The organism is Glaciimonas sp. PAMC28666 (assembly GCF_016917355.1).
Taxonomy (GTDB): domain Bacteria; phylum Pseudomonadota; class Gammaproteobacteria; order Burkholderiales; family Burkholderiaceae_D; genus Glaciimonas.
In genome coordinates this window covers 4,650,585-4,676,440 of record NZ_CP070304.1, presented here as the reverse complement: position 1 = coordinate 4,676,440, position 25,856 = coordinate 4,650,585, and the positions used below count along the sequence as shown (strand labels likewise).

At 50.8% G+C, this 25,856-nt stretch carries 24 protein-coding genes; 5 read left to right on the top strand and 19 right to left on the bottom strand.

What is annotated here, in order from left to right:
- The first annotated feature begins 39 nt into the window (after window positions 1-39).
- On the top strand, window positions 40-246 hold the full coding sequence (locus JQN73_RS22885) for a VOC family protein (protein ID WP_370551267.1): 207 nt from the start codon (window positions 40-42) through the stop codon (window positions 244-246).
- Between the two features lie 79 nt (window positions 247-325).
- Window positions 326-1,726 carry a type II toxin-antitoxin system HipA family toxin YjjJ gene (gene yjjJ / locus JQN73_RS20110; protein WP_205320698.1) on the top strand — a complete coding sequence of 467 codons (1,401 nt, stop codon included), beginning with the start codon at window positions 326-328 and terminating at the stop codon, window positions 1,724-1,726.
- Between the two features lie 44 nt (window positions 1,727-1,770).
- Here yjjJ and cobA read toward each other — a convergent pair whose 3' ends face one another.
- The 10 genes from cobA to JQN73_RS20060 all read right to left on the bottom strand — a co-directional run bounded on the left by cobA (window position 1,771) and on the right by JQN73_RS20060 (window position 10,601).
- A complete protein-coding gene (gene cobA / locus JQN73_RS20105) occupies window positions 1,771-2,553 on the bottom strand; it encodes a uroporphyrinogen-III C-methyltransferase (protein ID WP_205320697.1) in 783 nt (260 codons plus the stop codon).
- Between the two features lie 327 nt (window positions 2,554-2,880).
- A complete protein-coding gene (locus JQN73_RS20100; RefSeq protein WP_205320696.1) occupies window positions 2,881-3,309 on the bottom strand; it encodes a molybdopterin-binding protein in 429 nt (142 codons plus the stop codon).
- A 77-nt stretch (window positions 3,310-3,386) separates the two neighbouring features.
- Complete coding sequence (locus JQN73_RS20095; protein WP_205320695.1) at window positions 3,387-4,997, bottom strand: ABC transporter substrate-binding protein; 1,611 nt, start codon at window positions 4,995-4,997, stop codon at window positions 3,387-3,389.
- Between the two features lie 310 nt (window positions 4,998-5,307).
- The gene (locus tag JQN73_RS20090) at window positions 5,308-5,880 is read right to left on the bottom strand and encodes a hypothetical protein (RefSeq protein WP_205320694.1); all 573 of its coding nucleotides are present in this window, start codon (window positions 5,878-5,880) and stop codon (window positions 5,308-5,310) included.
- Between the two features lie 240 nt (window positions 5,881-6,120).
- The gene (locus JQN73_RS20085; protein ID WP_205320693.1) at window positions 6,121-6,786 is read right to left on the bottom strand and encodes a nucleoside/nucleotide kinase family protein; all 666 of its coding nucleotides are present in this window, start codon (window positions 6,784-6,786) and stop codon (window positions 6,121-6,123) included.
- 91 nt (window positions 6,787-6,877) lie between these two features.
- Window positions 6,878-7,315 (bottom strand): MaoC family dehydratase, encoded by a 438-nt coding sequence (locus tag JQN73_RS20080; protein WP_240162611.1) that lies wholly within the window; start codon window positions 7,313-7,315, stop codon window positions 6,878-6,880.
- A 148-nt stretch (window positions 7,316-7,463) separates the two neighbouring features.
- Window positions 7,464-8,192 carry a cytochrome c biogenesis CcdA family protein gene (locus JQN73_RS20075; RefSeq protein ID WP_205320691.1) on the bottom strand — a complete coding sequence of 243 codons (729 nt, stop codon included), beginning with the start codon at window positions 8,190-8,192 and terminating at the stop codon, window positions 7,464-7,466.
- Window positions 8,192-8,581, bottom strand: a complete 390-nt coding sequence (locus tag JQN73_RS20070; protein WP_240162338.1) for a thioredoxin family protein — start codon at window positions 8,579-8,581, stop codon at window positions 8,192-8,194. Before JQN73_RS20070 ends, JQN73_RS20075 begins: the two co-directional genes overlap by 1 nt.
- A gap of 133 nt (window positions 8,582-8,714) precedes the next feature.
- Window positions 8,715-9,383, bottom strand: a complete 669-nt coding sequence (gene ribA, locus JQN73_RS20065; protein ID WP_205320690.1) for a GTP cyclohydrolase II — start codon at window positions 9,381-9,383, stop codon at window positions 8,715-8,717.
- Between the two features lie 516 nt (window positions 9,384-9,899).
- Window positions 9,900-10,601: a pirin family protein gene (locus JQN73_RS20060; RefSeq protein ID WP_205320689.1), complete on the bottom strand. Its 702-nt coding sequence runs from the start codon at window positions 10,599-10,601 to the stop codon at window positions 9,900-9,902.
- Window positions 10,602-10,983: 382 nt separating this feature from the next.
- On the opposite strand from JQN73_RS20060, the gene dbpA reads away from it, so the two are divergent.
- Window positions 10,984-12,372, top strand: a complete 1,389-nt coding sequence (gene dbpA / locus JQN73_RS20055; RefSeq protein WP_205320688.1) for an ATP-dependent RNA helicase DbpA — start codon at window positions 10,984-10,986, stop codon at window positions 12,370-12,372.
- Between the two features lie 193 nt (window positions 12,373-12,565).
- Here the strand turns inward: dbpA and JQN73_RS20050 are convergent, their stop codons facing one another.
- Window positions 12,566-13,198: a PolC-type DNA polymerase III gene (locus tag JQN73_RS20050; RefSeq protein ID WP_205320687.1), complete on the bottom strand. Its 633-nt coding sequence runs from the start codon at window positions 13,196-13,198 to the stop codon at window positions 12,566-12,568.
- 249 nt (window positions 13,199-13,447) lie between these two features.
- Here JQN73_RS20050 and JQN73_RS20045 point away from each other — a divergent pair, with 249 nt between their 5' ends.
- On the top strand, window positions 13,448-13,912 hold the full coding sequence (locus tag JQN73_RS20045; RefSeq protein WP_205320686.1) for a (2Fe-2S)-binding protein: 465 nt from the start codon (window positions 13,448-13,450) through the stop codon (window positions 13,910-13,912).
- 62 nt (window positions 13,913-13,974) lie between these two features.
- Complete coding sequence (locus JQN73_RS20040) at window positions 13,975-16,293, top strand: xanthine dehydrogenase family protein molybdopterin-binding subunit (protein ID WP_205323484.1); 2,319 nt, start codon at window positions 13,975-13,977, stop codon at window positions 16,291-16,293.
- A 185-nt stretch (window positions 16,294-16,478) separates the two neighbouring features.
- On the opposite strand, the gene JQN73_RS20035 is transcribed toward JQN73_RS20040, so the two are convergent.
- The 8 genes from JQN73_RS20035 to JQN73_RS20000 form a co-directional block, all read right to left on the bottom strand.
- Window positions 16,479-17,003 (bottom strand): hypothetical protein, encoded by a 525-nt coding sequence (locus tag JQN73_RS20035; RefSeq protein WP_205320685.1) that lies wholly within the window; start codon window positions 17,001-17,003, stop codon window positions 16,479-16,481.
- Between the two features lie 260 nt (window positions 17,004-17,263).
- On the bottom strand, window positions 17,264-18,718 hold the full coding sequence (locus JQN73_RS20030) for a Ppx/GppA phosphatase family protein (protein ID WP_205320684.1): 1,455 nt from the start codon (window positions 18,716-18,718) through the stop codon (window positions 17,264-17,266).
- Window positions 18,719-19,034: 316 nt separating this feature from the next.
- Window positions 19,035-21,131 (bottom strand): ATP-dependent DNA helicase, encoded by a 2,097-nt coding sequence (locus JQN73_RS20025; protein WP_205320683.1) that lies wholly within the window; start codon window positions 21,129-21,131, stop codon window positions 19,035-19,037.
- Window positions 21,132-21,204: 73 nt separating this feature from the next.
- Complete coding sequence (locus JQN73_RS20020; protein ID WP_205320682.1) at window positions 21,205-21,405, bottom strand: YdcH family protein; 201 nt, start codon at window positions 21,403-21,405, stop codon at window positions 21,205-21,207.
- A gap of 461 nt (window positions 21,406-21,866) precedes the next feature.
- The gene (locus tag JQN73_RS20015; protein ID WP_205320681.1) at window positions 21,867-22,271 is read right to left on the bottom strand and encodes a YgiW/YdeI family stress tolerance OB fold protein; all 405 of its coding nucleotides are present in this window, start codon (window positions 22,269-22,271) and stop codon (window positions 21,867-21,869) included.
- Window positions 22,272-22,417: 146 nt separating this feature from the next.
- Window positions 22,418-23,821: an ATP-binding protein gene (locus tag JQN73_RS20010; protein ID WP_205320680.1), complete on the bottom strand. Its 1,404-nt coding sequence runs from the start codon at window positions 23,819-23,821 to the stop codon at window positions 22,418-22,420.
- The gene (locus JQN73_RS20005) at window positions 23,814-24,479 is read right to left on the bottom strand and encodes a response regulator transcription factor (RefSeq protein WP_205320679.1); all 666 of its coding nucleotides are present in this window, start codon (window positions 24,477-24,479) and stop codon (window positions 23,814-23,816) included. The genes JQN73_RS20010 and JQN73_RS20005 overlap by 8 nt, the downstream gene beginning before the upstream one ends.
- A 236-nt stretch (window positions 24,480-24,715) precedes the next feature.
- Window positions 24,716-25,762 carry a hypothetical protein gene (locus JQN73_RS20000; RefSeq protein WP_205320678.1) on the bottom strand — a complete coding sequence of 349 codons (1,047 nt, stop codon included), beginning with the start codon at window positions 25,760-25,762 and terminating at the stop codon, window positions 24,716-24,718.
- Between the last annotated feature and the right edge of the window lie 94 nt (window positions 25,763-25,856).

The window sequence follows — 25,856 nt, the reverse complement described above, 5'->3', positions numbered from 1 at the left end:
ACCCTTCAACGGGTAAAAGCCTCCGCTGGTAATGGTCAGATGATCGCCCTGCTTGCTCCCAGCCGCGCGATTGTTGACGCCGTATATGCTAAAGCGTTATCGAATGGCGCGACCTGCGACGGGCCGCCCGGTTTGAGGCCGCACTACCACCCGGATTATTACGGTGCTTACTTCTTCGATCGGGACGGAAATAAGCTCTGTATTTGCTTTCACGACGCTTGCCCTTCTTCATCAATATCACGATAAAGTATCTATTCAATAGATATTCAATTAAACTGTAAAAATGAATTATTCATTCTTGCGGTTTTTTTAAATATCTATTCATATGCTATTCAAAAATAAGAAAGAGCAAATAACGACATTGCGTCAGCTCCTTACCCGGGAGCCATCCAACGCGAAGGCGCTGGCGGTTGCGCTTGGTATTAGCCAACCCACGTTTTCGCGCTTGTGGCCTATGGCTGGCGACGACGTGTTGGCAATCGGTGCGGCGCGCGCAACCGTGTATGGACTGGCCCGGTCGATTCGTGATGTCGGCCCATCGTTACCGATCTTCCGCATCAATGCGCATGGCGAACCGTTAGAGTTCGCACAACTCACCATATTGTCGGGACATTGGTACGCTTATCAATTTGCGGGTTCTAACAGCGTGTTTACCTGCGAAGGCTTGCCGTATTTTCTGCAAGATCTGAGGCCGCAAGGCTTTCTGGGGCGGTTGGCCCCGCGAGAAAATAAAGATCTGAATCTTCCCGCCGATATTGTGGAATGGACGGATGATGACGCGTTGTATTATCTGGCCCGCCGCGGTGAAGACAATATGGGCGATCTTGTGATTGGCAACGAGTCTTACCGGCGCTTCTTTGAGAGAAAATCAGGCGTTGATCAAAACGTTAATGACAACGTTCAGCATAACGTTATCGCGGCATCCGAGCGCGAAGTGCGTTATCCGCAATTGGCAGAACGTGCGTTAAGAGGCGAAACTGTGGGCTCGTCGGCCGGCGGCGAACAACCGAAATTCACCGCCGCTGTTGCGCATGATCAAACAGATGATCCTCTCGCAGTGATTGTCAAATTCTCGCCTGACATACGCACAGCCGGCGGTCGGCGTTGGGGCGATCTGCTGATTGCCGAACATATTGCTCTCGCGACGTTACGTGACAATGCCATTCTGGCCGCCGCTTCCAGCATTCTGGTAGCGGACAATCGCATATTCCTCGAATCGGTCCGTTTTGATCGTGTCGGGCGATTTGGGCGGACCCCGATGGTCTCTCTGTCCGGGCTATTAGGCGAAACCGGGGCTGCCGATAGAACCTGGTCCTATGTTGCGACACTGCTTGCCAATCGGAAGAAGTTATCTCAGGCCGACCTGGCGGCGATTCAATTATTGGACGTGTATGGGGTTTTAATTGGTAACACCGATCGCCATCCGGGGAATCTGTCGTTGTCCTGGACTGCGGAGGGATTGTTTGCGTTGCGGCCGGTATATGACATGCTGCCAATGATGTATCGACCAAACTCGCAAGGCGAAGTGGTGCAGCGGTCGTTCAATTTATCGGGTCTGGATCGTCTCGATCTCCGTCAACTGCCCAAGGCTTTGGGGCTCGCAGAACAGTTTTGGGCCAGCGTATGCGCAGACACCCGTATATCCGATGATTTTAAACGCGTTGCCAGGTTGCATATGGCAGCGATGGCGATTGCGAGACCGATCAAAAATGCTGACGAGGCATGAACAGGTTTCGAGCATAGACCGCCCGAGTTGACTACGAGAATTGACTACGAATGGTGGGCCGCGGATCGGCCGCATTTATCGGCGACATCCAAAGAAACCGCATTCATCGCACACCGTACCACGTCGCCTACCACGATGATGCTCGGGCTGCCAAGTTGCGCAGCTGCCAGCGCGCTCGACAATTCTCCCAGCGTTGTGATAAGTTGTGATTGCTCTTCCATGGTCGCTGACTGAATCACGGCGACCGGCGTGGATGCGGCCTTCCCGCCAGCCAACAGTGCTGCCTGGATCTCGTTGCAGCGCGCAACGCCCATGTAAATAACCAGCGTTAGTCCGGTTTGTGCCAATAGCGCCCAGTCGGGATTCGACTCGGGTGTTTTTCCATGACCGGTGATGAAGATGGCACCTTGAGCCCAATCACGGTGCGTGAGTGGTACTCCGATAGATGACGGTGCCGCCAGACCGCTACTGATGCCATTGATCACTTCAACAGCGATTCCGGCCGCCATCAAATGGTCGCGCTCTTCGCCGCCACGGCCGAACATAAAAGGATCGCCCCCCTTTAGCCGCACCACGCATTGCCCTGCTTTCGCCTCGGCGATCATCAGGCGTTCGATGAACGCTTGCGGCGTGGATTTGCAGCCGCCCCGCTTGCCGACATTCACGATCCGTGCACTCGGTTTGGCGTGCTCAAGAATGGCGGGATTCACCAGATCATCGACCAAAATCACGTCGGCGCGGGCGATTGCTTTTGCTGCTTTTAAGGTCAGCAAGTCCGGATCGCCAGGACCGGCGCCGACCAGAAAGACTTTTGGGAGATTTGTCATGATTCGTGGCGTTCAGAAAGTGTATATGAAAATATATAGCACTAAGCAAGCATTGTTCCAGTGGACTCAATTTCCCGGCCGCGACGAGGAAATTATTTGGAGTGAGGCAAAAGGAGCAATCAAATCGAAGATCAGTAGACTTAGGTAATGTTAAAGTTTCGATTAAGAAACATCGATTCCTAACAGATGCCTTTTACTGGGATTAATTGCACCTTTTCGGTGCTGTTTCTGCCTATCGCCCTGTATAAGGGAGTGAGAATAGATCAGATCACCAAACCCACCAATTCCGCGATACTTGTAAATTGGCCGTATCTATTGCGCTATCTATTATGCAGCCACGCCTACGATAACATGGGACGCCTTGAAAATCGCCGTTGCGGGCTGCCCTTCTGCCAAATCCAAGTCAGTTGCGCTATCCAATGTGATGATGGCGCATACGGAATTTCCGCCTGGCAACTGAATGACGACTTCCGCATTAACCGCACCGAGCGTTAGTTTGGTCACGTTACCGCTTAACTGATTTCGGGCAGAGAGTTTGATGCCATGATCAGCGGTAGCTACGATTACCCAGGGAGCTTTGACCAACGCGATCGCTTCGCTGCCAACTTGCAAGCCGAGGTTTTGCGTGCTTTCGCGCGTAATGACGGCGACGAGCTTGTCGCCACCTGATAATGTAATTTCGATTTCGTCGTTTACGGCGCCGGTCTTGATCTGGCTGACCTTGCCGGAAAACTGGTTGCGGGCGCTGGTTTTCATAGTCATATTCCTATGTCGATAAAAGGTTAGGTTGGTAGATAGCGAGAGAAACTTGAAATACTTGAAGGTATTGACACTTATGGCATCATGTCGACTTTTTGAAATTCGTATTCACTAAATACCGACATCTTGAACCCAATCACGTTCTTCCGAACGGCGGCATAACGTAACGCATGCGCAATAGTAATCCACGGTGCCTCTTCATGCACGATCAGCTGTGCCTTCTCGTAAAGTTGTGCGCGTTCGGTCTGATGCGGGGTGCGTTTTGCGCTTTGAATCAAGGTTTCGAACGCAGGATTGCACCAGCGCGCTTTATTCCCTCCGCCTTTGATGCTGTCACAACCTAGTAGTGTCGCGAAAAAATTATCTGGGTCGCCGTTATCACCGTTCCAGCCGTACATCATAACCTGTTGCTCACCCTGATTGCTACGTTTGACATACTCTGCCCAATCGTAAGTGGCTAGCTTGGTTTTGATGCCAATTTTTGCCCAGTCGGACTGGATTAACTCGGCCATGCGCTTGCCATCCGGGTTATACGGGCGAGTAACGGGGAGATACCATAACTCTACTTCGGCACCATTCGGATACCCCGCTTTAGTTAACAACGCTTTGGCTTTCGCGGGATCATAAGCATAGTCGACGACTTTATCGTTATATGACCAGAGCGTGGGAGGTATCGGATTTTTCGCGGCCTGCCCTGCGCCTTGATAAACGATGTTGAGGATCGCGTTCTTATCAGTTGCCAGCGTCAGCGCCTGACGTACCAGCTTGTTATCAAACGGTTTTTTTTCGACATTAAAGGCGATATATCCAACATTTAATCCTTCCTTACTCAGCAAGGTAAACGCAGGATTGGCTTTAATCAAGGGAATATCAGCCGGTTTCGGCAGGGTCATTACCTGGCATTCATTGGCTTTGAGTTTGGCGTACCGCACCGATGCATCGGGCGTTATAGCATAAATCAAATTATCGAGTTTCGGTCGGCCACCCCAGTAACCGGCAAATGCTTTATAACGGATAACTGCATCCTTTTGATACGCCACAAACTGGAATGGCCCAGTGCCGATGGGTTCGCGATTAATTACCTCCGGCATGCCGAGCGTTTTCATTTTTTCAGCGTACTCGGCTGACATGATCGAGGCAAAATCCATTCCCAGATTCGCAATAAACGGAGCTTCTGGATGCTTGAGGGTGAACACAACAGTGTAATTGTCCAATTTTTGGACTTTATCGATGATTTTATCCATCCCCATATCCAGGTAGTAGGCAAAACTTTGCCCGGTAGGAAGTTGGTGAAATGGGTTAGCGGGGTCGCCCATTCGGTTAAAGGAAAACACCACGTCATCGGCATTGAAATCACGCGTTGGCTTGAAGCGTGCATTGCTTTGAAACTGTACACCGTGCCGCAAATGAAAAGTGATGGTAAGGCCGTCCTCAGAGATCGTCCAGGACTCGGCCAATGCAGGCAGTATTTTGGTGGTGCCAATTTCAAACGCCACCAATCGGTCGAACACCGGCACTGAAGAAGCCTGAAAAGAAATGGCCGTGGTGTAAAGTTGCGGATCAAATCCTTCTGGACTGCCCTCCGAGCAAAAAACCAGTGTTTTGGCAGCGACGGCAAAACCGCCATGCAAACAGAGCGCTCCCAACAAGCTGGCGTTGAAGATCGATTTGAGGTGAAGTCGCATGCTGCCCTTTTCTATTTAATTTCCTTTAGCAAATAAATATACAGCGGCGCGTGCTTTTTTGACAGCATAACTTTCGGAGTGCGATGGACGAATATGGAACGGGGTACGGCGGACCGAAACCTGGAATTTAACCATTCTGAAAGCTAATTCAATTGCGTCAATTCAAAAATCGTTGGATTGATCAGGCCAGCAGGTATAAAAATGGACGCTCAGTGCGTCCATTTTTTGCATTTTTCACGTGCGCTCAATAGGTGCGATCAAGATGCGCATTTAAAACATGCAATCAACACCTTTGGCTCAGCTAAGGAAGTCACCCACCGGTATTGACACCGCCCGACTTGCCCATGATGTCGTCATAGGGAGTTTGTGCCATCTGGAACGGATAAGCACGGGAGGGATATGTCTCCGTCTGCTGGGCGATGTCGGGGTTGTCTTCCAGCGCTGGTTGAACTCTGGCGCGGTTGGCACGCACTTCTTCTTCAGTATAGGGCGCAGAGGCAGGATCAAAACTGTTATAGCCTTGTTCTCGCCAGGTTTCCACTTGCTTTTCGATATCTAAAGCGCCCGCGCCACGCAGGGCTGATTGCGCGACTGTTACCAATGCATCGTCTGCCACGGTGATCGCGACCACCACATGACCACGCCGTACCGCTTCGGAGTAATGACCTATGTCTTCATGGTTACCGCCAAATAGATTTCCCAAAAGTTCACGGAGGCTATCGACCAGACTGGAACCGACGCTTTCGGTACCTGCTGCCACCGCATGCGCTGCATGCATGCGGATGTGTACATCAGAGGATTCAAAACCGGATGAAATAAGCTCTTGCTGCGCATTTTCGGCGGATTGATAGCTATCAAAAACGCCAACGACAGTTTGTGACATACAGCCTCCTGGTGGTGTTTGCTATCGACAACGTAGGCTAGAGACGGGGGCTATAGATGACAGTTTTTGCCGCGCGCCAATAGTGCTTTCAGCAGTCGATCCCATAGTTACAACAATTGTCCCGATTCCATTTTACCTGTTTTGAGGAATGACTAATGATATAGCTCAGAAGCAAATTTTTAGCCTTATTTACAACCTGATTTACAACCTTATTTACAACCTTAATGGGTCTATTTTTTCTTACGAGGGAAGTGGTCCCTCACCCCCGAGCCTCCAATTTATCACCATATTGGCACGATCCTGGGTGGATGCAATCAAGCGCGCATTCGGTTCGTCGGTCTGGTGCACCCATGCCTGCGCGGTCGAAAAGTCTCGCCCAAACTGCATGTGACGTGCGATCAGCCTTTGTTGCCGCAAGTCGGTATCTATTTCGAGGTACCAGCTTTCATCCAGCATGCGTTGAACTTTGCGCCAATGGCCGCGATCAAGCAGTAGATAGTTACCTTCTGTAATCACTAATTGCGTTTCTGGCTGGATCGCAATGGCATTTGCAATTGGCTCGTCTATTTCCCGGCGAAATTCTGGTGCATACACAATCTCGTCTGCAGCCTGATCGCGCAGTCTTTTAAGCAATGCTACGTACCCACCGCTGTCAAATGTATCTTCGGCCCCTTTCCGGTTTGCGCGTTCCAAACGGTCTAGTTCATTATTGGCCAGATGAAATCCGTCCATTGGAAGCACGCTCGCGGTGCCCGGAAAAGCCGCCATGAGCGTTTGAGCGAGGGTAGATTTCCCGGAACCTGGTTGTCCCACGATTCCAAGGATGAAGCGTCGGCCATTCGCTACTCCTGCCTGCAATTTTTCCAGACATGCGTCGATTGTCAGAACTTGCGGTGTCTTTGCCATGACAAATGCCTTGTTTCGATTGTTAGTCTGATGGTCGTTAGTGCGCCCTCCGGGTGGTATTCCGTGGGTACTCCGTTTAATGGCTCTTAGTTCAGGCTTTGGATGATTTGCTCCACACCATCAGCTTTGCATTCAATATCTGGACGACCTCTCCGCTCTGGTTAATTGTCTGGGACCGCACTTGCAGCATGCCACGATCAGGACGAGATCGCGAGGGAGCCAGGGTAATAATTTCACTTTCCACATGTAACACGTCTGCGGGGCGGGTTGCCTGCGGCCAGGAAATATCTCCTCCTGCACCGATGATACCGCCAGCTAACGGCATCCCGCTTTCCACCAATAATCGCATCGTGAGAGCGGCTGTATGCCAGCCGCTTGCGGCCAGGCCGCCAAAGAATGTGCTCTTTGCTGCAATCTCATCTAAATGAAATGGCTGTGGATCGAACTGCTGCGCGAAACGTTTAATTTCCTCCGCAGTGACCTGAATTGACGCTGACCGAAATTGTTGGCCAACAACAATATCTTCCATATACAACTGTGATAACTGGGTGGCTTCGGTGGAGGCAGCGCCTTGGCCGCTGTCCTCGACTGTATGGGTACTCGTCATTGCTATCTCCTGGTTATTTTGCGTATTGCTCAATCAACTTGTCCATCCCGTCACCACTCTACCCAATAAGCTAGATACGCGTCGTCAATACAGTCAGCCATTCCGGGCTGATGGACAGTAACCAACTTTCAATAGTGCGGTCCAAACCGGTTAACATTAATCCGCCCACGATCAACATCATCGTCCCGAGTAAGGTTTTTCCGAGCTGTCCAAAGGTTTGCAATTTGCCGCGCACGCGAGCGACTCCTGCCCGTGAAGCCATTCCAAGCACAATCAAAGGCAAACCGGCACCGAGTCCGAAAACGATCATTAGAAGCGCAATTTGGGGGAGATTCTTGCCTTGGGAGGCTAACGTTGTAGCCGCTCCCAATGTTGGTCCAACACATGGCGTCCAGATGATGCCAAGGAGAAGTCCGATAATAAATTGGCCTGACATCCCGTCCACTCGTGCACGGGATAATCCCTCGCTGCCCAACCTTCCGATGCCAGCCAACGCCACAGACCAGCGTTGCTGCAAGCGCGTTGATAGCATTAACAGAGCAAACAGGATAAACAGGATCGCGGCTACCAAACGAAATCCATCCTGGCCCAACCCAATGGATGCCCCAATTGCACCGATAAAGATGCCTAACGTGGCGAACGACAGGGCCAATCCCGCAGCCAGTGCGAAGACCCCATATCGATGAGCGGTGAGTGTGGAGGCGAGCAGGATGGGTAGGAGTGGCAAAACGCATGGAGACAGGGTCGATAAGACGCCAGCAGCAAAGCTGAGCCCATAACTAGCGAATCCAAAATCCATTAAAGTGCTTGAGCAAACGTCGCCTGTATCGCAGGTTTGGTGGTTTGACCAGTGGCGCGCGTTACTTCTTTACCGCCTTTGAATACGACAAAGGTCGATTGCTGGCTGATGTGCATGGCTTTTTTTAAAGCGATTTCTTTGTCATAGTCGGCGATCAGCAAGGTGATGCTTTGCATGTCCGGTTGCCTCAAAAGACTATCAACGATCGGTTTTTGCACTTTGCACGTTGGGCACCAGTCAGCATGAAAATAAACAATCGCTGGCTTTCCTTCGGCTTGTAACTTGTCGAATGCGGATTGGCTAAAAGCGATCTGAGCGGCGCTGGCAGCATAGGATGCCAATAGCAACGCACAGCCGACTAACGCTGATGAAAGAGATTTTCGCATCATGCTCTCCAATAAGACCAAAAAACACCAAAAAAGACCGCATGGAACTCCAACAAATATCTTATCGCAAAAACGCCGAACCGTTGTTCTCATCGACAACACTAAGACTGCCGTTATTTGGCGCAGTCTACGCGGTCTAGGTAGGCTCGTCCTGGTGTTCCGCTCCTTCATTAGGTAACAGGTGCCCAAGTTTGGTCGCCTTGGTGTCGAGATAGCGGGTATTAAACGGATTTCTATTCAAGATCAGCGGGATGCGCTCAACGACGGGCACGCCCATCTTTTTTAGTGCGTCCATCTTGCGCGGATTGTTGGTCATCAGGCGTAATGTCTTGATCCCGAGATGTTGCAGCATTGGCTCACACATGCCGTAATGCCGCAAATCATCTGCGAAACCAAGTTGTTGATTCGCCTCAACAGTGTCGGCCCCGGAATCCTGAATTCGGTAAGCACGAATTTTGTTAAGCAGGCCAATTCCACGCCCTTCCTGGCGCAAATACAATACCGCACCGCGCCCTTCCGCTGCAATTTGCTGAAGCGAACCTTCAAGCTGCGCACCGCAATCGCAACGCTGACTAAACAGCGCATCGCCGGTCAGACATTCTGAATGGATACGCGCTAACACCGGCGATCCGTCTGTTACCTCACCCAGAACAAGTGCCAGATGCTCTTTGCCGGAAGGATGATCGATAAAAGCGTGGAGCTGAAAGGTTGCCCAAGGCGTTGGCAACTCGCAAGAAGTGACGTACTCCAGTGTTTCGTGGATTTGGGCAGCGGCGGCGTTACTAGGTGTAATGTGGGTGCTCATGAGATAGATACGTTACTTAAATATAAAAAGCACGTCATTGAACGAATGACGTGCCTTATCAATAGATTTAATAATTCAGGCTGGAATTAATTCAGTCATCGTACACCGAGAATGTAAAAGCGCGCTGGTAACTGCCTGTTCGCGCGATGTCAGGACAATCGGTATGGGTGAAATCAGTAATAAGGTCACTAAATAGGGTCATTAAGTTAGAGCAAAAGCCCTGATACGTCGAAAGCATCCATCAAAAAGTCTTAGGGAAATGCATGGCTTTTGCTGTTACATTGCAAAAAATGTCGCCTCGGATATTAACATAGTGTCCTTTCCCACTAAAACAAGTCCGTTCGGACCGGAATTAGCGGGTTGAAAGCCCGACTGGCGCATCTGACGGGATCAATTAAAGCGACAAAGCTAGCCTGATGATTTTAACGCAGCGCATCATTCAGGCGGCAGCGACCGGAAAAGGCCGGCCGTTGGTATATCTGCAATAGTTAAGACTTGAGCTGACAACTTGCATAGTCAGTACGGTAAATCGAATACCAATACTTCCGCCGCGTCCGCTTGGGCCAACGTTATTAACGCCTCATCTGTCAGCTTTAGCGCGTCACCGGTTGAGAGCACGATACCATTGACCGTTATCGCGCCCCTTATCACATGAACGTATCCTGTGCGACCGGCTGCCAGATCATGTGAGATTTGATCTTTCGGCCCAAGGACTCCCGCGTAAATACAGGCATTCTGATGGATCAACACTGTGTCATCACGCCCGTCTGATGAGGCGATGAGGCGTAACTGTCCTTGTTTTGAAGCTGGCGTGAAATGCTTTTCTTCATATCCGGGAGGAATGCCCTTCACATCCGGCTCGATCCAAATTTGCAAAAAATGCAATGATTCTGATGGAGAACTATTGAATTCACTATGCCGTACGCCCGTTCCGGCGCTCATGCGCTGCACGTCGCCGTAATGTAAAACCGAACCGGTTCCCATGCTGTCTTTATGCTCCAGAGCGCCGTCGAGAACGTAAGAAATAATTTCCATATCACGATGGCCGTGGGTGCCGAAGCCCTGTCCGGGGGCAACCCTATCTTCGTTGATCACCAATAACGGGCCGAAACCTGTGTGTTGCGCGTCTTGGTAATGTCCGAAAGAAAATGTGTGGCGCGATTGCAGCCATCCGTGGTCGGCAACGCCGCGATCACCGCTTTTACGTACTTGTAACATGATATTTTCCGTTTCTTAATAGACGATAATTTCGATCAAACCGTTTTGTCACTCCCATTCGCTTCGTTTAGCTTGTTGGTTTAGGCTAAAACGTATCAATAAGTCGTAGTATGATCGACAAAAATTGAAAAGAAAAACGGAAAATATTGATCCGTACTATCGAAAAAATCGAACATCGTTCAGATGATTCATTTGTAGGGTGACGAGGTGCATTGAATAACCCGATAATCGTTGGAAAAGTACTCTAATTGCGGTTTGCCAACAGCTTAATCACCTAAAGCATAACAATAAAGCACTAAATTCCATCAAAATCGCATCAAAACTATCCCTAAACAAGCCTGCCTGTTAGACTTCCTTCCCCTTGCTGTCGACGAACGCCACTGTGACTACCTCCTCCTTTTCAAATCTTCCCCTTTCACCGGCACTTTTGCGCAACCTTGATAGTCTCGGTTACCACGAGATGACGACTATTCAAGCGCAAAGTCTGCCTGTCATTCTGGAGCGACGCGATTTGATCGCGCAGGCTAAAACCGGTAGCGGTAAAACAGCCGCTTTTGGTATCGGCATTTTGCATAAACTGAACCCCACTTACTTTGCGATTCAGGCACTGGTATTGTGTCCGACCCGAGAGCTGGCCGATCAGGTGGCAAAAGAACTGCGAAGATTGGCGCGCCTGGAAGATAACGTCAAAATATTGACGCTGTGCGGCGGTTCGCCAATGGGGCCGCAGATCGGTTCGTTAGAACATGGCGCGCACATTATCGTCGGCACTCCCGGTCGCATACGTGACCATATCGGGCGTGGCAGCATTAACTTATCGACGGTACAAACGCTGGTGCTGGACGAAGCTGATCGCATGGTTGACATGGGATTTTATGAAGAGATTTCGGGGATTGTGAGCGCCTGTCCAAAGCGCCGTCAGACATTGCTGTTTTCCGCGACTTATCCTGATGATATTCGAAAAGCGAGCGCTGAATTTTTACGTCAGCCGGTGGAAGTAAAAGTTGAAGCACAACATGATTCGGGCCAGATTGAGCAGCGCTTCTACGAGGTTTCTTACGATGGACGTAACGGCGCGGTTGCGCAACTGCTTAATCATTATCGGCCGGTGTCGACCATTGCTTTCTGTAACACCAAAATTCACTGCCGCGAGTTAGCTGCGGAACTGCGCGACCAGGGTTTTAGTGCCCTGGCGTTGTACGGCGAACTTGAGCAACGTGAGCGCGATGAAATTTTGGTCCAGTTCGCTAATCAGAGTTGTTCGGTGTTAGTTGCAACCGATGTCGCCGCGCGTGGTTTGGATATTCAGACGTTAGGCGCAGTGATTAACGTGGATGTGTCGAAAGATACCGAAGTGCATATTCATCGCATCGGTCGTACTGGACGCGGTCATGACAAAGGCCTGGCATTGAGTCTTTGTGCACCGAATGAAAAAAAATGGGTCAAGCTCATTGAAGATTATCAGAATGGACCTGTGTCCTGGTTTGATCTGGCCGCATTGGAGCCAGCCGAAGGCGGACCGTTGCAAGCGCCAATGGTGACGTTATGCATCATGGGCGGCAAAAAAGACAAACTACGCCCAGGTGATCTATTAGGTGCACTGACCGGCGACGTCGGCCTTACCAAAGAACAGGTGGGGAAAATCAGCGTATTTGAATTCATGACGTATGTCGCACTGGAACGGCGCATGGCAAAGCACGCGTTTTCTCGCTTAAGTAACGGCAATATTAAAGGCCGCAATTTTAAAATGCGCTTTATTTCCGAACTCTAGGAAAGATTGACCGTCAGTTCGTCATGAAGAATCCGGAAGCAAACCCACTGGGTCACGCAATTGCAGGCTCAGTGCTTCGACTTCACCAAAGGTTCACTTGACGACTTGATCGAATGTCCGTACTTAGAGTCCGCACATAACGCCACTAAAAACGTCAGTATTTAAGCTCAAATTTTAAGCTTAGAATTTAAGCTCAATATTGACCGTATAACTGCCCCGCCAGGAATTTTGGCACTTTGGCAGCAGCTAACTTATTCACCGCCACCAGCAAATCAGGGTGTATCGACGTCACCTGATATCGATCGGTCAGATGCTTAGCAACGTGCAGCAGCAAATGTGCGGACACTTCAGCATCTGCTTCCGCTCTATGCGCGTTACCTAAAAACGGAATCTGTAGCGCGGAGGCGAGCAACCCAAGTTTGTAGCTTTTCATGCCGGGGAAAACCCGCCGCGACAACTTAAGAGAGCAGATCAGCGCGCTATGGCGCGGCTGTAAGTCCAACAGAGCGCTCTCCTTCAATAAGAACTTGGCGTCAAAGCTGGCGTTATGTGCGGCCAGTGCATCATTACCAATGAACCGCAGAAGCTCCGGCATCACTTTAGAAGCCGACGGGGCCCGATCGACCATCGCTTGGGAGATGCCGGTCAGATGCGAAATAAACGGGGGGATCGATACGCCGCAATTCACCAGCGATACAAAACGCTCGACAATTTTACCTTCAACTATCCGCAAGGCTGCGACTTCGGTGATGCGATCGCCCATCTCTGGACTCAATCCGGTAGTCTCGAAATCCAGCATGACTATCGGTTTCTGATAAACGGTCATGAATCCCTTTAAAGCAAATTTTTGATGGGTGGATATTACAGCATGTGAACGGGAGCGAACCAAACTTTGCATCGCGTGCGGAGAGCGGCGCTCAAAATGACGACCGCGACGATTGCTCAAAGACCACAAAATCGCTCTTCTTAAACATGGAACCCAAAGCAAGATTACAATCTATTAACATTCATGCCAGGGCCTGGCTGAGTCATGACCTACTCCACCATTAGGCAAACATCTCAAGCTGGAAGAAAAATGACACTATTAAATATAAATGGCAAACAACACACTATTGATTTGCCGGGAGACACACCAATACTCTGGACACTGCGCGATAACGTCGGACTAACGGGAACAAAATTCGGTTGTGGAATGGCCTTATGCGGGGCTTGCACGGTTCACCTTGATGGAGCACCGATCCGTTCATGTGTGACGCCAATTAGTGCCGCAGTGGGGAAAAAAATTACCACTATTGAAATGATCGCCCATGATGGTGTCGGCAAAGCTATTCAACAAGCGTGGGTCGCGCTTGGCGTACCGCAATGCGGCTACTGCCAGGCAGGACAAATCATGTCGGCCACTGCATTACTTAAGACCACACCAAAACCGACAGATGAAGAAATCGACAGTGCCATGAGCGGAAATATCTGCCGCTGCGGCACTTATACACGTATCAAAGCCGCTATCAAACAGGTAGCCGCCAACAAAGGAGTCGCATAATGAGTGCAACCTTTGACAATGCGATCGCGTCAATGCAATCGACGGGCGATGCTAACGCGAATATGAGCGCGGATATGAGCGCGGACGTGGGCGCAGCGAATAGCATTTCGCGCCGCAGCTGGTTAAAAGGTGTGAGCGCGTTCACCGGACTGGCGTTGACTGTTGGGATCAACGGTATCGTCAGCGCAGCGGATGCACCGGTTCCGGAGAAAAAATATGGTTCCGCGGCAATGCCGGGTGGCACTGTCGCCAATCCGCTGGTTTTTGTTTCAATCGGCACTAATGGGATCGTGACGATCGTTGCCCATCGCTCAGAAATGGGCCAGGGTATTCGTACCAGTCTGCCGTTGGTCGTTGCGGAAGAACTTGAAGCGGATTGGAGCCGCGTGCGCGTAGTGCAGGCAACCGCTGACGAAAGTCGTTTCGGTAACCAAAATACGGACGGCTCTCGCAGCATGCGCCACTTCTTTATGCCAATGCGCCAAGTTGGCGCCACTGCGCGCTTAATGTTGGAAACTGCCGCTGCGAGCCGCTGGAACGTGCCGGTATCAGAAGTTAGCGCAAAAAATCATGAAGTGCATCATACCAAATCGGGACGCAAGTTAGGCTATGGTTTGCTGGCAGAAGATGCCGCCAAGTTGCCATTGCCGACGCCAGATCAAATTCACCTGAAGGATGCGGCCCAGTTTCGGTATATCGGTAAAGATAAATTCGGCAGCATTGATTTTCAGAATATCGTCACCGGCAATACGCAATACGGTATCGATACCCGTCTGGATGGCATGGTCTACGCCGTGATTGCGCGTCCACCGGTGTTCGGCGGGAAAGTCGCCAGTTTTGACGCAGCGGACGCCATGAAGGTCCCAGGCGTGATCCGCATCGTCGAATTGAAAGGTAGTCCGCCGCCAGCGCTATTCAATCCGCTAGGGGGAATTGCGGTGATTGCGAACAACACCTGGGCCGCAATCAAGGGGCGGGAAGCATTGAAGATTACCTGGGATGATGGTCCAAATGGCAGTTATGACTCCACCGCTTTCAAGGTAACGCTGCAGGATGCAGTACGCAAACCGGCTAAAGTGATGCGCAATGACGGCGACACGATGGGCGTACTTGAAAAAGCTGGCAAACGGATAGAGGCAGAATACTACATCCCGCACCTGGCACACGCCAGTATGGAGCCGCCAGCGGCGACAGCCCGTATTGTCGATGGAAAATGTGAAGTCTGGACCTGCGTCCAGAATCCGCAGGCAACGCGCGCAACCGTTGCTGGTACTCTTGGGCTGAAACCGGAAGACGTAAAAATCAACGTTACTTTATTAGGTGGCGGCTTTGGTCGCAAATCGAAGCCAGACTTCGCTGCTGAGGCCGCGCTGCTATCAAAAGCGATGGATGGCAAACCGGTAAAGCTGACGTGGACGCGTGAGGATGATCTGCGTCACGACTATCTGCATACTGTTTCGCTAGAGCATCTGGAAAGCACGCTTGATGAGAAAGGCATGCCGCTGGCATGGTTGCATCGCAGCGCAGCACCGACTATTTCATCGACGTTCGTGCTTGGCGCGATGGGTGAATCGGCGGGCGAACTGGGAATGAGCGCCATCAATATTCCGTTCGTGATTCCGAATATTCGAGTGGAAGCACCGCCGGTCCCGGCGCATACGCGGATCGGCTGGTTCCGCTCGGTATTCAACATTCCACATGCGTTTGCCGTGCAATCTTTCGTCGCTGAACTGGCTGCTGCCGCCAACCGGGATCATCGCGAATATCTACTCGAATTAATTGGTCCGGCCCGTAAGATCGCGCCGAAAGATTTGTCCGATAACACCAACTACGGTGAATCGCCGACATTATATCCACTCGATGCCGGCCGCATGCGGAACGTGGTGGAACTTGCTACACGCGAAGCTGGTTGGGGCCGTAAGGTTGCCAAAGGTCACGGTTTAGGTCTTGCGGTCGCGTATAGCTTTATGAGCTACGTGGCGGCGGTGATCGAGGTCGTGGTGAACGATGATGGAGGAATCAGCATTCCGCGCGTTGACGTCGCCATTGACTGCGGTCCGGCTATCACGCCAGATCGGATTCGCTCACAAGTCGAAGGCGCTTGCATCATGGGCCTGAGTCTGGCGATGAGCGGTGAAATTACCTTTAAAAATGGTGCTGTGGTACAGAGTAATTTCCATGAATACGAGGTATTGCGTGCGCTCTCTGCACCAAAGGATATCCGGGTGCATATCGTACAACATGCCTACGACATGCCATTAGGTGGCGTGGGAGAGCCAGGGACGCCACCAATTGCACCGGCGTTGTGTAATGCGATCTTTGCGGCCACTGGCAAGCGTATCCGCGACCTGCCAATTCGTGAGCAACTAAGAAAAGCGTAAATAATCTTGCTCAGATATAGTGTTTTTTTTGAAGACATTGTGGCTGGATGCGGAAATGTAAAAAATCCCGATAGCGATATCGGGATTTTTTTTTGATAGAGGCTTGGTCTATCGATTTTTGCGTGACCTGCGCGCCGATTTCAGGGTGCTCGATGGCACAGCCCGACCATTCGCCAATACTGAACTTATTTCTCTTTTTTAGGGCGTCCGGCTTTAACCAGCGGCAGACTAGCAATCGCGGCTTTCAACTTCGCATTATCCAGTTGCTTGATCAACGCCACGCCGATTCTCAATAATTCACTTTTCTTCACTGCTAAACCGGCTTTAAGACAGGCTTTTTTGACGTCACTCAGCACTTGATATTCGTCTTCTGGCATTGTAAAGCTATCGCGCACCAACTTGGCTTTCCTGGCTTTTACTTTTGGCTCAATAGCTGGTTTAGCCGGGCTCACTGGTGTGGCACTAGTTTTTGGTGCTTGCAGGACTGGTTCAGGAGCACTGACAGCACTTTTTTTAGGGGCTGCTGTGACCGCTTTTGCTGATGTTACTTTTTTTGCCGCGGCGGGCTTTTTGGCCACAACCGGCGCTTTCGATACTTTCAAAGGTGCCTTCGCTGCCGGTTTCGTCGCGACTGCCTTCTTTACGCTGGCTTTTACCGGCGGCTTTTTTGTCAATGCGGTGGCGGGTTTAGTGGATGCGCGGGTAACCATGGATACTCCTAAAATTTAATAGTATAAATAATATATGCAATTTATTTAAAATTAGCAACTACTGTTTCTAATGGTCACCGTGTTTCATCGACACGCAACCAGTTTAGCTGAGAATATTTAACATTCCCGGAGTTTAATTTGACGGTTAGGGTAAAAGAAGATAACGGCCAAAAACTTCAATCGATGGAGAAAACGGCCCTGTCTGCTACGCGATCATTGAGCAGGCCTTCAATCGAAAATTTAGTTATGAAATGCGGGTATCAAACGCGTTTAATGGCGAATTCCACACCGATTTCGCGCCACCATTCTCGTTCTTTTTCCATCCAGTAAGTCGCGGTGGGATGATCTGCAACCCACGCTCGTTTGATATCGAGTTCAATCTTGCTTTTCATCTTGACGCGTAACTCATCAAGGTTCACTTCTATCCGGGAGTGCAGGAACATCACTGCGAGCCGTAATGACAGGACAGCTTTTGAGAAATCGCCGTCCAGCAAACTCTCGCTAATCTTACGTAAGTTTCCCTTTTGGCCAAGTATCAATTGGCTCATTGTCTTTTGTTCTCTGGTCGTGAATCCGGAAAGATCCGCATTAGCGATCAGATAGGCAGCATGTTTATGATAGCCACTTTGCGATACAACCAAACCGACTTCATGCAACAAGCCACTCCAATGCAGATATTTTTCAAGCGCATCGTTACTTGGCTTCAGCAGGCCAAACAACGCACTGGCAGTCTCCGCGACCCGATTTGCGCGCAATTGATCAACGTGAAAGCGCTGGGCAAAATCCCGCACCGATTGCTCACGCCGATCCAGACGCGTGCCGCGTAACTGCAGATCCCACATCACGCCCATGCGCAAGCCTGCCTCGATGGGTGTCAACGCCTCGATCCCCAGTTCTTGCATCAACCCACTCAAGACCGCTACGCCGCCGACAATGACCGAAGCACGGTCAGGTTTCATGCCGACCATGTCAATCCGGCTAACATCGCCCATTTGAATAAAACGCTCTTTCAGGGCTTCGAGGCTTTTATACGATAAACGCCGATCCCCCAAGTTGTTCTTTTCGATAGTCTCGGCAATGGCGCGAATGGTTCCCGATGAACCGTAAGCGTTGGTCCAATTTTGCGGGCGATAAGGCGGAGCAGCGTCTTCAAAGTGACTGCGGGCAGAAAGTATCGCGGCATCATAGGCTGCAGCGGTGATGCTGCCATTGGCAAAAAATGCCAGACTTTGATTGACTGTGCCAATACCAAACGATTCCACCCGTTCAATTTGCTGCCCGCGACCCAAAATCAATTCGGTGGATCCGCCGCCAATGTCCAATACCAAGCGTTTTTCATTCGGCAAGCGCAACATGCTGGCGACGCCCATATAAATCAGTCGGCCCTCTTCCTCGCCAGAAATAATCTCAATCGGATACCCGATAGCCGCTTCTAGCGCGGGTAAAAAAGCCGCTGCATTTTTTGCGATACGCAACGTGTTGGTCGCCACGACGCGGACCGCCTCGAGCTGGTAGTCTTCCAAAATAGTGCGAAAGCGACCGAGTGAATCTAACGCAGTCTGCATCGCACTTTCGGTCAGGTTACCTTTACTATCAAGCCCGCCAGCTAAACGAATCGGGTCTCTAGCACTCTTGATGACACGAATAGCATCGCCATTGTATTTACCGATATGTAACCGAAAGCTATTTGAACCCAGATCTACCGCTGCAAACATGACATCCTCACAATCTACTGAATACTGCACTACTTTCAACAATTTCGACAATGACCAACAAGTAACTTGAAAGATTTTAGGGGGAATTAAGATGAAAAAGAGAAGATCGACGTTTTCTGGCTTTGAGAACCATAGGTCCTGATTGTTACCAGTTAATGACAGACGGGCAAACCACTCTAAAAGTTCGCGTCAGACATGCCGAAGTCCTGCTTATGGCGAGGTGACACTCGCTGTGACTGTAACATCATCCCGCGAAATGGAACGATCAAACGAATGACAACGAGGAATCTGCCATTCTAAATAAGGAGGCGGAGCCTCAGACAGCGAGCGGTACGGTATTAAAAAACTCGGTCGCTACACTCAAATCGCGAGTCCGTTTAAACGGTGGCAAGCTTTGCCAGATACGTTTGCCGTAACCCTTTGAAATAAGTCGTGGATCGCAAATCATCAACACGCCGCGATCCGTCTCGTCGCGAATCAGACGCCCTGCCCCCTGTTTCAGATTGATGATAGCGGCAGGCAGTTGATGGTGCATGAAACCATTCATGCCTTTTTTCTCGAGCGCCTCGATACGCGCTGCGAGCACCGGATCGTCGGGCGGAGAAAATGGTAATTTATCGATAATCACCAGCGACAAGGCTTCTCCGCGGACGTCGACCCCCTCCCAAAAACTCTGGCTGCCGATCAATACCGCGTTACCAGCGGCGCGAAACCGGTCGAGCAATTCGGTACGCCCTGCTTCGCCTTGCACAAATAATGGAAACGGGAGTTTGCGTTCTTCGAACTCGGTGCGCAACCTCTCTGCGGCCCGATTGACCGCCCGAATAGTCGTGCAGAGCAAGAAGGCGCGACCACCAGCCGCTTCAATCACGGGCAGCGCCGCGTCAATCACCGCATCGGTGTATTCAGGCGAATTTGGTTGCGGCAAGTTTTGGGGCACATACAGCAACCCCTGCTCGCCGTATTCAAACGGGCTCGGCCAGGATTGCGCCGGTTCGCCTGTCAGCCCCATTTGTGAGGCATAGTGCTGAAAATCGTTTTTGACTGCAAGCGTTGCGGACGTAAAAATCCAGGTGCGCGGAACGCCTTCGCGCTGTTTATTGAAAATTGGCGCGATTGATAGCGGGGTCTGATGTAATTGCAAAGAGGTCGAAAAAGCCTCCACCCACAGCACGCGACCTTCGGCGTCACCATGCACCGCATCTTTAATGCTAGTGGTCTTTGCTTTGGCTTTTCCCGATTCCGGCTTGTTCCACGCATCAATCCGCATGCCAAGTTCGATTGCCCGGGTACGGCATTGCTCAATGGTCTCAGCCCGCTCAGCTTGTTTTTCCAACGTGGCGATCATTCCGTCAAACTCTTGTCGTAACGTCTCCAGCGCCGAAAAGAATATGCTGGACGGTGCGATCTGATTGACCGCAAGGCGTACGACATCCTGCGGAAACGCTAACCGTAAATCGCGGGCAGCTTTCTCGACCGGCATCACGACCTTGGCCCAGTCGGCGCCGTCTCGGGCATGCGAAAGGCCTTCAGCCAGTACGTCTCGACATAATTCGAGGATGTGCGAAGTTGAGACCGTGTCGCCAAAAAATAACGTCGCGACCTCGGGTAACTGGTGCGCCTCATCAAAAATGATGGTATTCGCCGAGGGAAGCAGTTCCGCTACACCCGTGTCTTTTAACGCGACATCAGCAAAGAACAGATGATGATTGACGACGACGATATCGGCTTGCTGCGCCTCTTTGCGCGCCTTCATGACAAAGCAATCCTGATAGTACTGACATTCGGCGCCGAGACAGGTGTCGCGGGTCGAAGTCACCAGATTCCAGATTAAAGCCGTTTCGGGGACCTTTGACAATTCCGCCTTATCGCCGGAGCTTGTGGTTTTCATGAAACGGGAAATTTCACGTAAATGACCTGTGTCTTCGCGCGATGTCATGCGCCCATTCTGAAGCGTCCGTTCCAGATGAAAATGGCAGACATAATTCGCGCGTCCTTTCAATAGCGCAATCGATACCGGTGCGCTGAGCGCTTTGCGTACTGTGGGAATATCACGTAAAAATAATTGATCCTGCAGATTTTTGGTGCCGGTTGAGACGATGACCTTGCCGCCCCATAGCAGGGCCGGTACCAGATAAGCAAACGTCTTTCCGGTGCCAGTGCCCGCCTCGGCAATCAGCGTCGTCTGTTGCGCGATAGCTTCAGCAATTGCCTTCGCCATTTCTGTCTGGGCGAGTCGTGGCCGAAATCCGCCAACGATCTGGCCGAGTGGCCCTCCGGGACCAAATAATTGATCGATATCGGCATCGTGCGTGCCGGCGGGAGTGGCGTTTTCGGCAATGGGGTGGGATGTATCTTCGGTCAAGGTAACTGTCGGTAATAGGCTAGGAGGTTCAGAACCATGCGAAAACATTGTCGCTGCGTCCGGTAGCGGCGCTGAACTAGTGTTGAGTGCAACTTGACGATCCGGGTGCAGACGATAGTATCTATGCGGGAATATCTGGAATTAATTGCATTCTTAACAGCGTAATGTGGTCTTTCAATTGCAATTTGCGCTTCTTCAAACGTCGCAATTGTAACTCTTCGCGTCGGACCTCGTTAGCCATGACATCAATCACAGAATCAAGATCGCGATGTTCGACTTCTAGCTCAATGATACGCCGGTGAATATCTTCCCGATCTAGCATAGTCACTTCCCTGCAATGAAATTCAATAAATGTGAAGGGTTTGGCTTGTACTTAATACAAGTTATTCCTGCGTGTAATAATTTTTTATGACAAGCATTGACTGCTGGCGTCCGTTTGCGAGTTGCTTTCGTTTTCTTTTTCTTTAATGCATCCCTCGTTGAGCCGCCAGATACGCGGGATTGGCCGCTTGTCAGCCAACTCTATTAAAGGATCAGTTTAATCTACCTGGATGAATGCGCCAATACAAAGTCGATGCGGGCAAGCGGCAGGCACCAATTCGGAAGAAAAATACGCAAAAAAAGCAGACGACTCTTTACGAGGTCGTCTGCGCAGACTTTAATAAGAATGGAAGAGACAAATAAAATAGCAGCTTGCTACAGAAACAACTTCCTTACCACATTGATGGCATCGAACAAAAGTAGGTCGTCAATGCGTCGCAATTTGCCGTTCACCGATTTGCATCAACTAGCGGTCACCTTGATTTGCTTGACTTCCAGTTTGGATGTCCCAAAACGGTTTTTATCAAATTTTCCGGTGATTTCGACCGGCGTATTGCCGTCAATTATTTGATTCGCCGGAAAATATTTTGACGAAATTTTTACCTTAATTTGCCCGCTGGCGTCAGCAAAAACGTAATCCTTGCTTCCCGCATGGCTAATCAGCTTTCCATTTAACGTGACGTACTGATCGTCTGTGCCGTTATCCAGCAATTGTTTTGCCGTCATTTTCGGAATCGTTGACGGGCCGGTATAGTGCGGACTGGCGCCTGCCGAACTGGCGGTAGGCCCGGTATAACTTTGCGCCATCGCCGCTGCGGAGGAAACAGTTAAGACAGTGATGGCAATAACTTTAGCGATGCGATTCATGAGGGTTCCTTTTGATAACGATGAGTGTATTAGTGGGGCCAGCGCATTCTTCTTGTTCGCCGAACCTGGTGCTATTAAACTCCCTCAACATTAACGTTATCTTAAGAACCAAAAATTCCTCCTTATTTGTCGAACGGTCAATCACTTTAGCAAACAAGATGTTCGGGCGGGAAGTCCAGATAAACGCCGAGACCACGATCATTAAGGCCGCTCCCAAACGTCAACTTCGCGCCGTGTAACTCAGCGATCTGGCGCACGATCGACAAGCCCAATCCACTGCCAGCCTCCCGGCTTCCCAGCACCCGAAAAAATCGTTCGCTCAGTCGCCCGCGTTGGTCCTCATCAACCCCAGGACCATCATCACAAACCGCGATGCGTACGCCTCCCGCCCAGTTGCTGGTTCTAATCTGGACCGTGCTTTTTTCTGGACAATAACGCATCGCATTGTCCAGAAGATTACGCAATGCAATGTAAATCAATTCCGGATTCATGTTCATCGTATTCACCCCATTCTGTATTTCAAGGCGAATATCGCGGCGTCCCGCAGCGGCCGAATGCACCGCCGTTAAATCCTGAAGGAACGGTGCCAGCGTGACCGCTCGCCGCGCTAGTCCATCGCGATTAATTGGATCAAGTCGCGCCAATGCCAAAAGATTTTCGACCAGAGCGGTCATGCGATCAACGTCGTGACGTAGTTTTTGAAAAGGCACTGCCAATCCGCTGTGCTGACGTTGCAATAATTGCACGTGCATACCCAGTGCAGCAAGTGGCGTTCGCAACTCATGTGCCGCGTCGGCTGTGAAGCGACGTTCGGACTGCATTGCCGTATCCAGACGCAACAGCATGCCGTTTAAGGCGCTGACGATCGGCTTAAGTTCAGTCGGCTGCCCCTCCACCAGCAAAGGGGTGAGGTCATCGCGTGATTTCAGCAACAGCGCATCGGCCGTGAAGTTGATCGGCTTCATCACACGATTAACGCAATACCAACTCACCAAGCCCAACATTGCCAGGAGTAACAATGCAGGAATGGTCAGGCTACCCGCTAGTTCCTCCAAAATATCCAGGCGCTTTTTTAGCCTTTGACCGACTTGCACTTCAAAATGGGCATCCTTGCTACGCACCACGAAAATACGCCAGCTTTTTCCATCGATCACAATATTTGTAAAGCCCTTGCGCTTGTCAAAACGGGGAACGAAAGGACTATCCGGCGCCTTATTGGTGCGTTGAATCACGCGATTATTCACCACGATCTGATATTGGATATCAACTTTGCGAGGCTCGTTGGTGCCGGCGCCGGTTTCAGCCAGCAAGCCACGCTCATTGAAGTCGGTGGTAGCAGCCATTATCAAATAACTGGACTCCTTGAGCGCATCATCAAACACCTCGTTGGTTTCATGCCAGGCGATGAATACCATGATGGTGATGCTGGCGATCCACATGAGCGTGCTGGTGCCGAGAATCGTCCATAGCAGCCGTAACCGTAACGAATATGCGCCGCGCTGGTGTGCCGCACGATCATGGTTAACCTTGTCCGGCGGCGCTTCAGACATGATCTTCTTTTAAGCGATAACCGAGGTTACGCACCGTGATAATCAATGATGCGCCCAGCTTTTTGCGAAGATGATGAATGTGCACTTCGATTGCATTACTTTCCACCTCTTCACCCCAACCATACAATGCTTCCTCGATTTGGGCGCGGGTAACAATCTGCTTACGATGTAACATCAATGCATGCAACACCGCGAATTCACGGGCGGTCAATTCGACCAGCGCGCCGTCACATGTCACCCGCTTGCTGGCGATATCCAAGGTGATATTTGCATGATTTATGAGGTTGTCGGCAAGGTAACCATGACGCCGCATCGCCGCCCGAATTCTCGCGGACATTTCTTCCAGGTCTACTGGCTTGATCAGATAATCATCAGCGCCGAGATCAAGGCCGCCGATCCGGTCTCCCAAGGTATCTCTGGCCGTGAACATTAGCACCGGAACGAGATCTTTATTGGCGCGCAATTGCGTCAGAAGCTGATCGCCGGATATGCCGGGCAGGCCGCGATCGAGCAACAAGCAATCATAATTGTGTGTTTGAAGTGCCATTGCGGCAGAATCGCCGCGCTGAACCCAGTCTACCGCATAGCCGTCAAGCTGAAGCCAGGATTGTACGGTCGCGCCTAGCGAGGGGTCGTCTTCTGCAAGGAGGATACGCATAAGCCTGATAGTACCTCAGCCGGATTAAGGCAGTCTTAAGGCCGCACGAGGCACTCGGCGTAAAGCCGGGAGCAAATGTGGGGAGTACGCGTCAACCGTTTTTTGATCTGGCGCAATACCGATCAGAATTCACCGCTATTCGGTGCGAACCAGAGACGTGGTTCTCGGCTTAAGAGAAAAACCTTTCCATGCGATCTGACCGGCGCAATAATGTGCCAGCGTTGGGTTCGGTATATTTAAGGTTGCGCCGGCAATTTTGTGGTTGTGGGTGCTAGTGCTGGCGAAGTGGCGGTTGGCGCTGCTCCAGCCTTCTTCTCGGCCAGTTGACGCGCCTTTTCTGCTTTTTTCTCAGCTATGTCGCGCTGACGGTCCGCCGCATCCTGGCCTTTTTTGGCAAACGCAGCCCTATTGGCTGCTCGTTCAGAGGTTTTTGCAGTCTCATTTTGTTGAATCTGTTGCAATTTTTTTGCATTGTCCGAGACCCGCTTCTCAGCTTCACCTGCGTGAAGCTTGGTGTTCGCTGTCACCGCCGCGTCGTGTTCGCCGCCTTGTTTCACTTTATCGGCAATCGAACTTTCTTTGTCCTTTTGATCCTGTTGCAGCTTGGGCGCAGATATGTCGTTTTTTGCTTGCTGTTCTGCGAGCGCTTTATCGCGGTCATCCGCAGTAGCGCGACGCTTAAATGCGTTCGCCTCAACTTCCAACGGGCGAATTTGCTTTAACGCCAGGCGACGTTGTTCTTTTACGGCGTCTAAACAGTGATTCGTAAAAAACTTTTTATAGCAAACGCGTCGTTCATTGGTGTTACGTAATTCGACCTCAGCCCGCGCTTTGGTGACATCGGTCAGCACATCGTCAGCGCCGACCACTGAGCTAATGGAGCCGGGCGGATGACGCGCGACAAATTCGGCAGCGGGGATCGACGCGTCGAATACTTTATTAGGATCTCTTAACGCATCAGGATTGGCAACCGCACTATCGGATTGTTTAATACTTCCGTTGACGCCCGCCGTACCACCCACCTCGGCATTGGGCTTGTTTGCATTGATGTTTGGTGTAACTTGATCAGCACCGACTTGGACGCTACCATTATTGCTGGGTGCGCTTTCGGACGTGATACTGCCGTTTTGAACCGGTTTCGCTACCTCTTGCGCATGGATCATGCCTGTGAGGCCACACCCGACAAAGAGCAGCATCGCAGCCAGCAGTAGCGTTGGTTTTACGCCCTGAGAATCAACGGCCCCGGTGGCTTTATGGGAGGATTGCGTAATCTTTGAATGCATTGTATGCGGCGTTTTCATAACAAAAGTAGCGAATCTCACGTGTTTCCATCCATTTCTTACATTGCATTATTCGGTTCTTCAACGCTGTCACCCA

Excerpts from the sequence above, each read along its gene's own strand:
- JQN73_RS22885 (WP_370551267.1), top strand. The coding sequence starts at position 40 with ATGATCGCCCTGCTTGCTCCCAGCCGCGCGATTGTTGACGCCGTATAT.
- yjjJ (WP_205320698.1), top strand. The coding sequence starts at position 326 with ATGCTATTCAAAAATAAGAAAGAGCAAATAACGACATTGCGTCAGCTC.
- cobA (WP_205320697.1), bottom strand. The coding sequence starts at position 2,553 with ATGACAAATCTCCCAAAAGTCTTTCTGGTCGGCGCCGGTCCTGGCGAT.
- JQN73_RS20100 (WP_205320696.1), bottom strand. The coding sequence starts at position 3,309 with ATGAAAACCAGCGCCCGCAACCAGTTTTCCGGCAAGGTCAGCCAGATC.
- JQN73_RS20095 (WP_205320695.1), bottom strand. The coding sequence starts at position 4,997 with ATGCGACTTCACCTCAAATCGATCTTCAACGCCAGCTTGTTGGGAGCG.
- JQN73_RS20090 (WP_205320694.1), bottom strand. The coding sequence starts at position 5,880 with ATGTCACAAACTGTCGTTGGCGTTTTTGATAGCTATCAATCCGCCGAA.
- JQN73_RS20085 (WP_205320693.1), bottom strand. The coding sequence starts at position 6,786 with ATGGCAAAGACACCGCAAGTTCTGACAATCGACGCATGTCTGGAAAAA.
- JQN73_RS20080 (WP_240162611.1), bottom strand. The coding sequence starts at position 7,315 with ATGGAAGATATTGTTGTTGGCCAACAATTTCGGTCAGCGTCAATTCAG.
- JQN73_RS20075 (WP_205320691.1), bottom strand. The coding sequence starts at position 8,192 with ATGGATTTTGGATTCGCTAGTTATGGGCTCAGCTTTGCTGCTGGCGTC.
- JQN73_RS20070 (WP_240162338.1), bottom strand. The coding sequence starts at position 8,581 with ATGATGCGAAAATCTCTTTCATCAGCGTTAGTCGGCTGTGCGTTGCTA.
- ribA (WP_205320690.1), bottom strand. The coding sequence starts at position 9,383 with ATGAGCACCCACATTACACCTAGTAACGCCGCCGCTGCCCAAATCCAC.
- JQN73_RS20060 (WP_205320689.1), bottom strand. The coding sequence starts at position 10,601 with ATGTTACAAGTACGTAAAAGCGGTGATCGCGGCGTTGCCGACCACGGA.
- JQN73_RS20050 (WP_205320687.1), bottom strand. The coding sequence starts at position 13,198 with ATGACCGTTTATCAGAAACCGATAGTCATGCTGGATTTCGAGACTACC.
- JQN73_RS20045 (WP_205320686.1), top strand. The coding sequence starts at position 13,448 with ATGACACTATTAAATATAAATGGCAAACAACACACTATTGATTTGCCG.
- JQN73_RS20040 (WP_205323484.1), top strand. The coding sequence starts at position 13,975 with ATGAGCGCGGATATGAGCGCGGACGTGGGCGCAGCGAATAGCATTTCG.
- JQN73_RS20035 (WP_205320685.1), bottom strand. The coding sequence starts at position 17,003 with ATGGTTACCCGCGCATCCACTAAACCCGCCACCGCATTGACAAAAAAG.
- JQN73_RS20030 (WP_205320684.1), bottom strand. The coding sequence starts at position 18,718 with ATGTTTGCAGCGGTAGATCTGGGTTCAAATAGCTTTCGGTTACATATC.
- JQN73_RS20025 (WP_205320683.1), bottom strand. The coding sequence starts at position 21,131 with ATGTTTTCGCATGGTTCTGAACCTCCTAGCCTATTACCGACAGTTACC.
- JQN73_RS20020 (WP_205320682.1), bottom strand. The coding sequence starts at position 21,405 with ATGCTAGATCGGGAAGATATTCACCGGCGTATCATTGAGCTAGAAGTC.
- JQN73_RS20015 (WP_205320681.1), bottom strand. The coding sequence starts at position 22,271 with ATGAATCGCATCGCTAAAGTTATTGCCATCACTGTCTTAACTGTTTCC.
- JQN73_RS20010 (WP_205320680.1), bottom strand. The coding sequence starts at position 23,821 with ATGTCTGAAGCGCCGCCGGACAAGGTTAACCATGATCGTGCGGCACAC.
- JQN73_RS20005 (WP_205320679.1), bottom strand. The coding sequence starts at position 24,479 with ATGCGTATCCTCCTTGCAGAAGACGACCCCTCGCTAGGCGCGACCGTA.
- JQN73_RS20000 (WP_205320678.1), bottom strand. The coding sequence starts at position 25,762 with ATGCATTCAAAGATTACGCAATCCTCCCATAAAGCCACCGGGGCCGTT.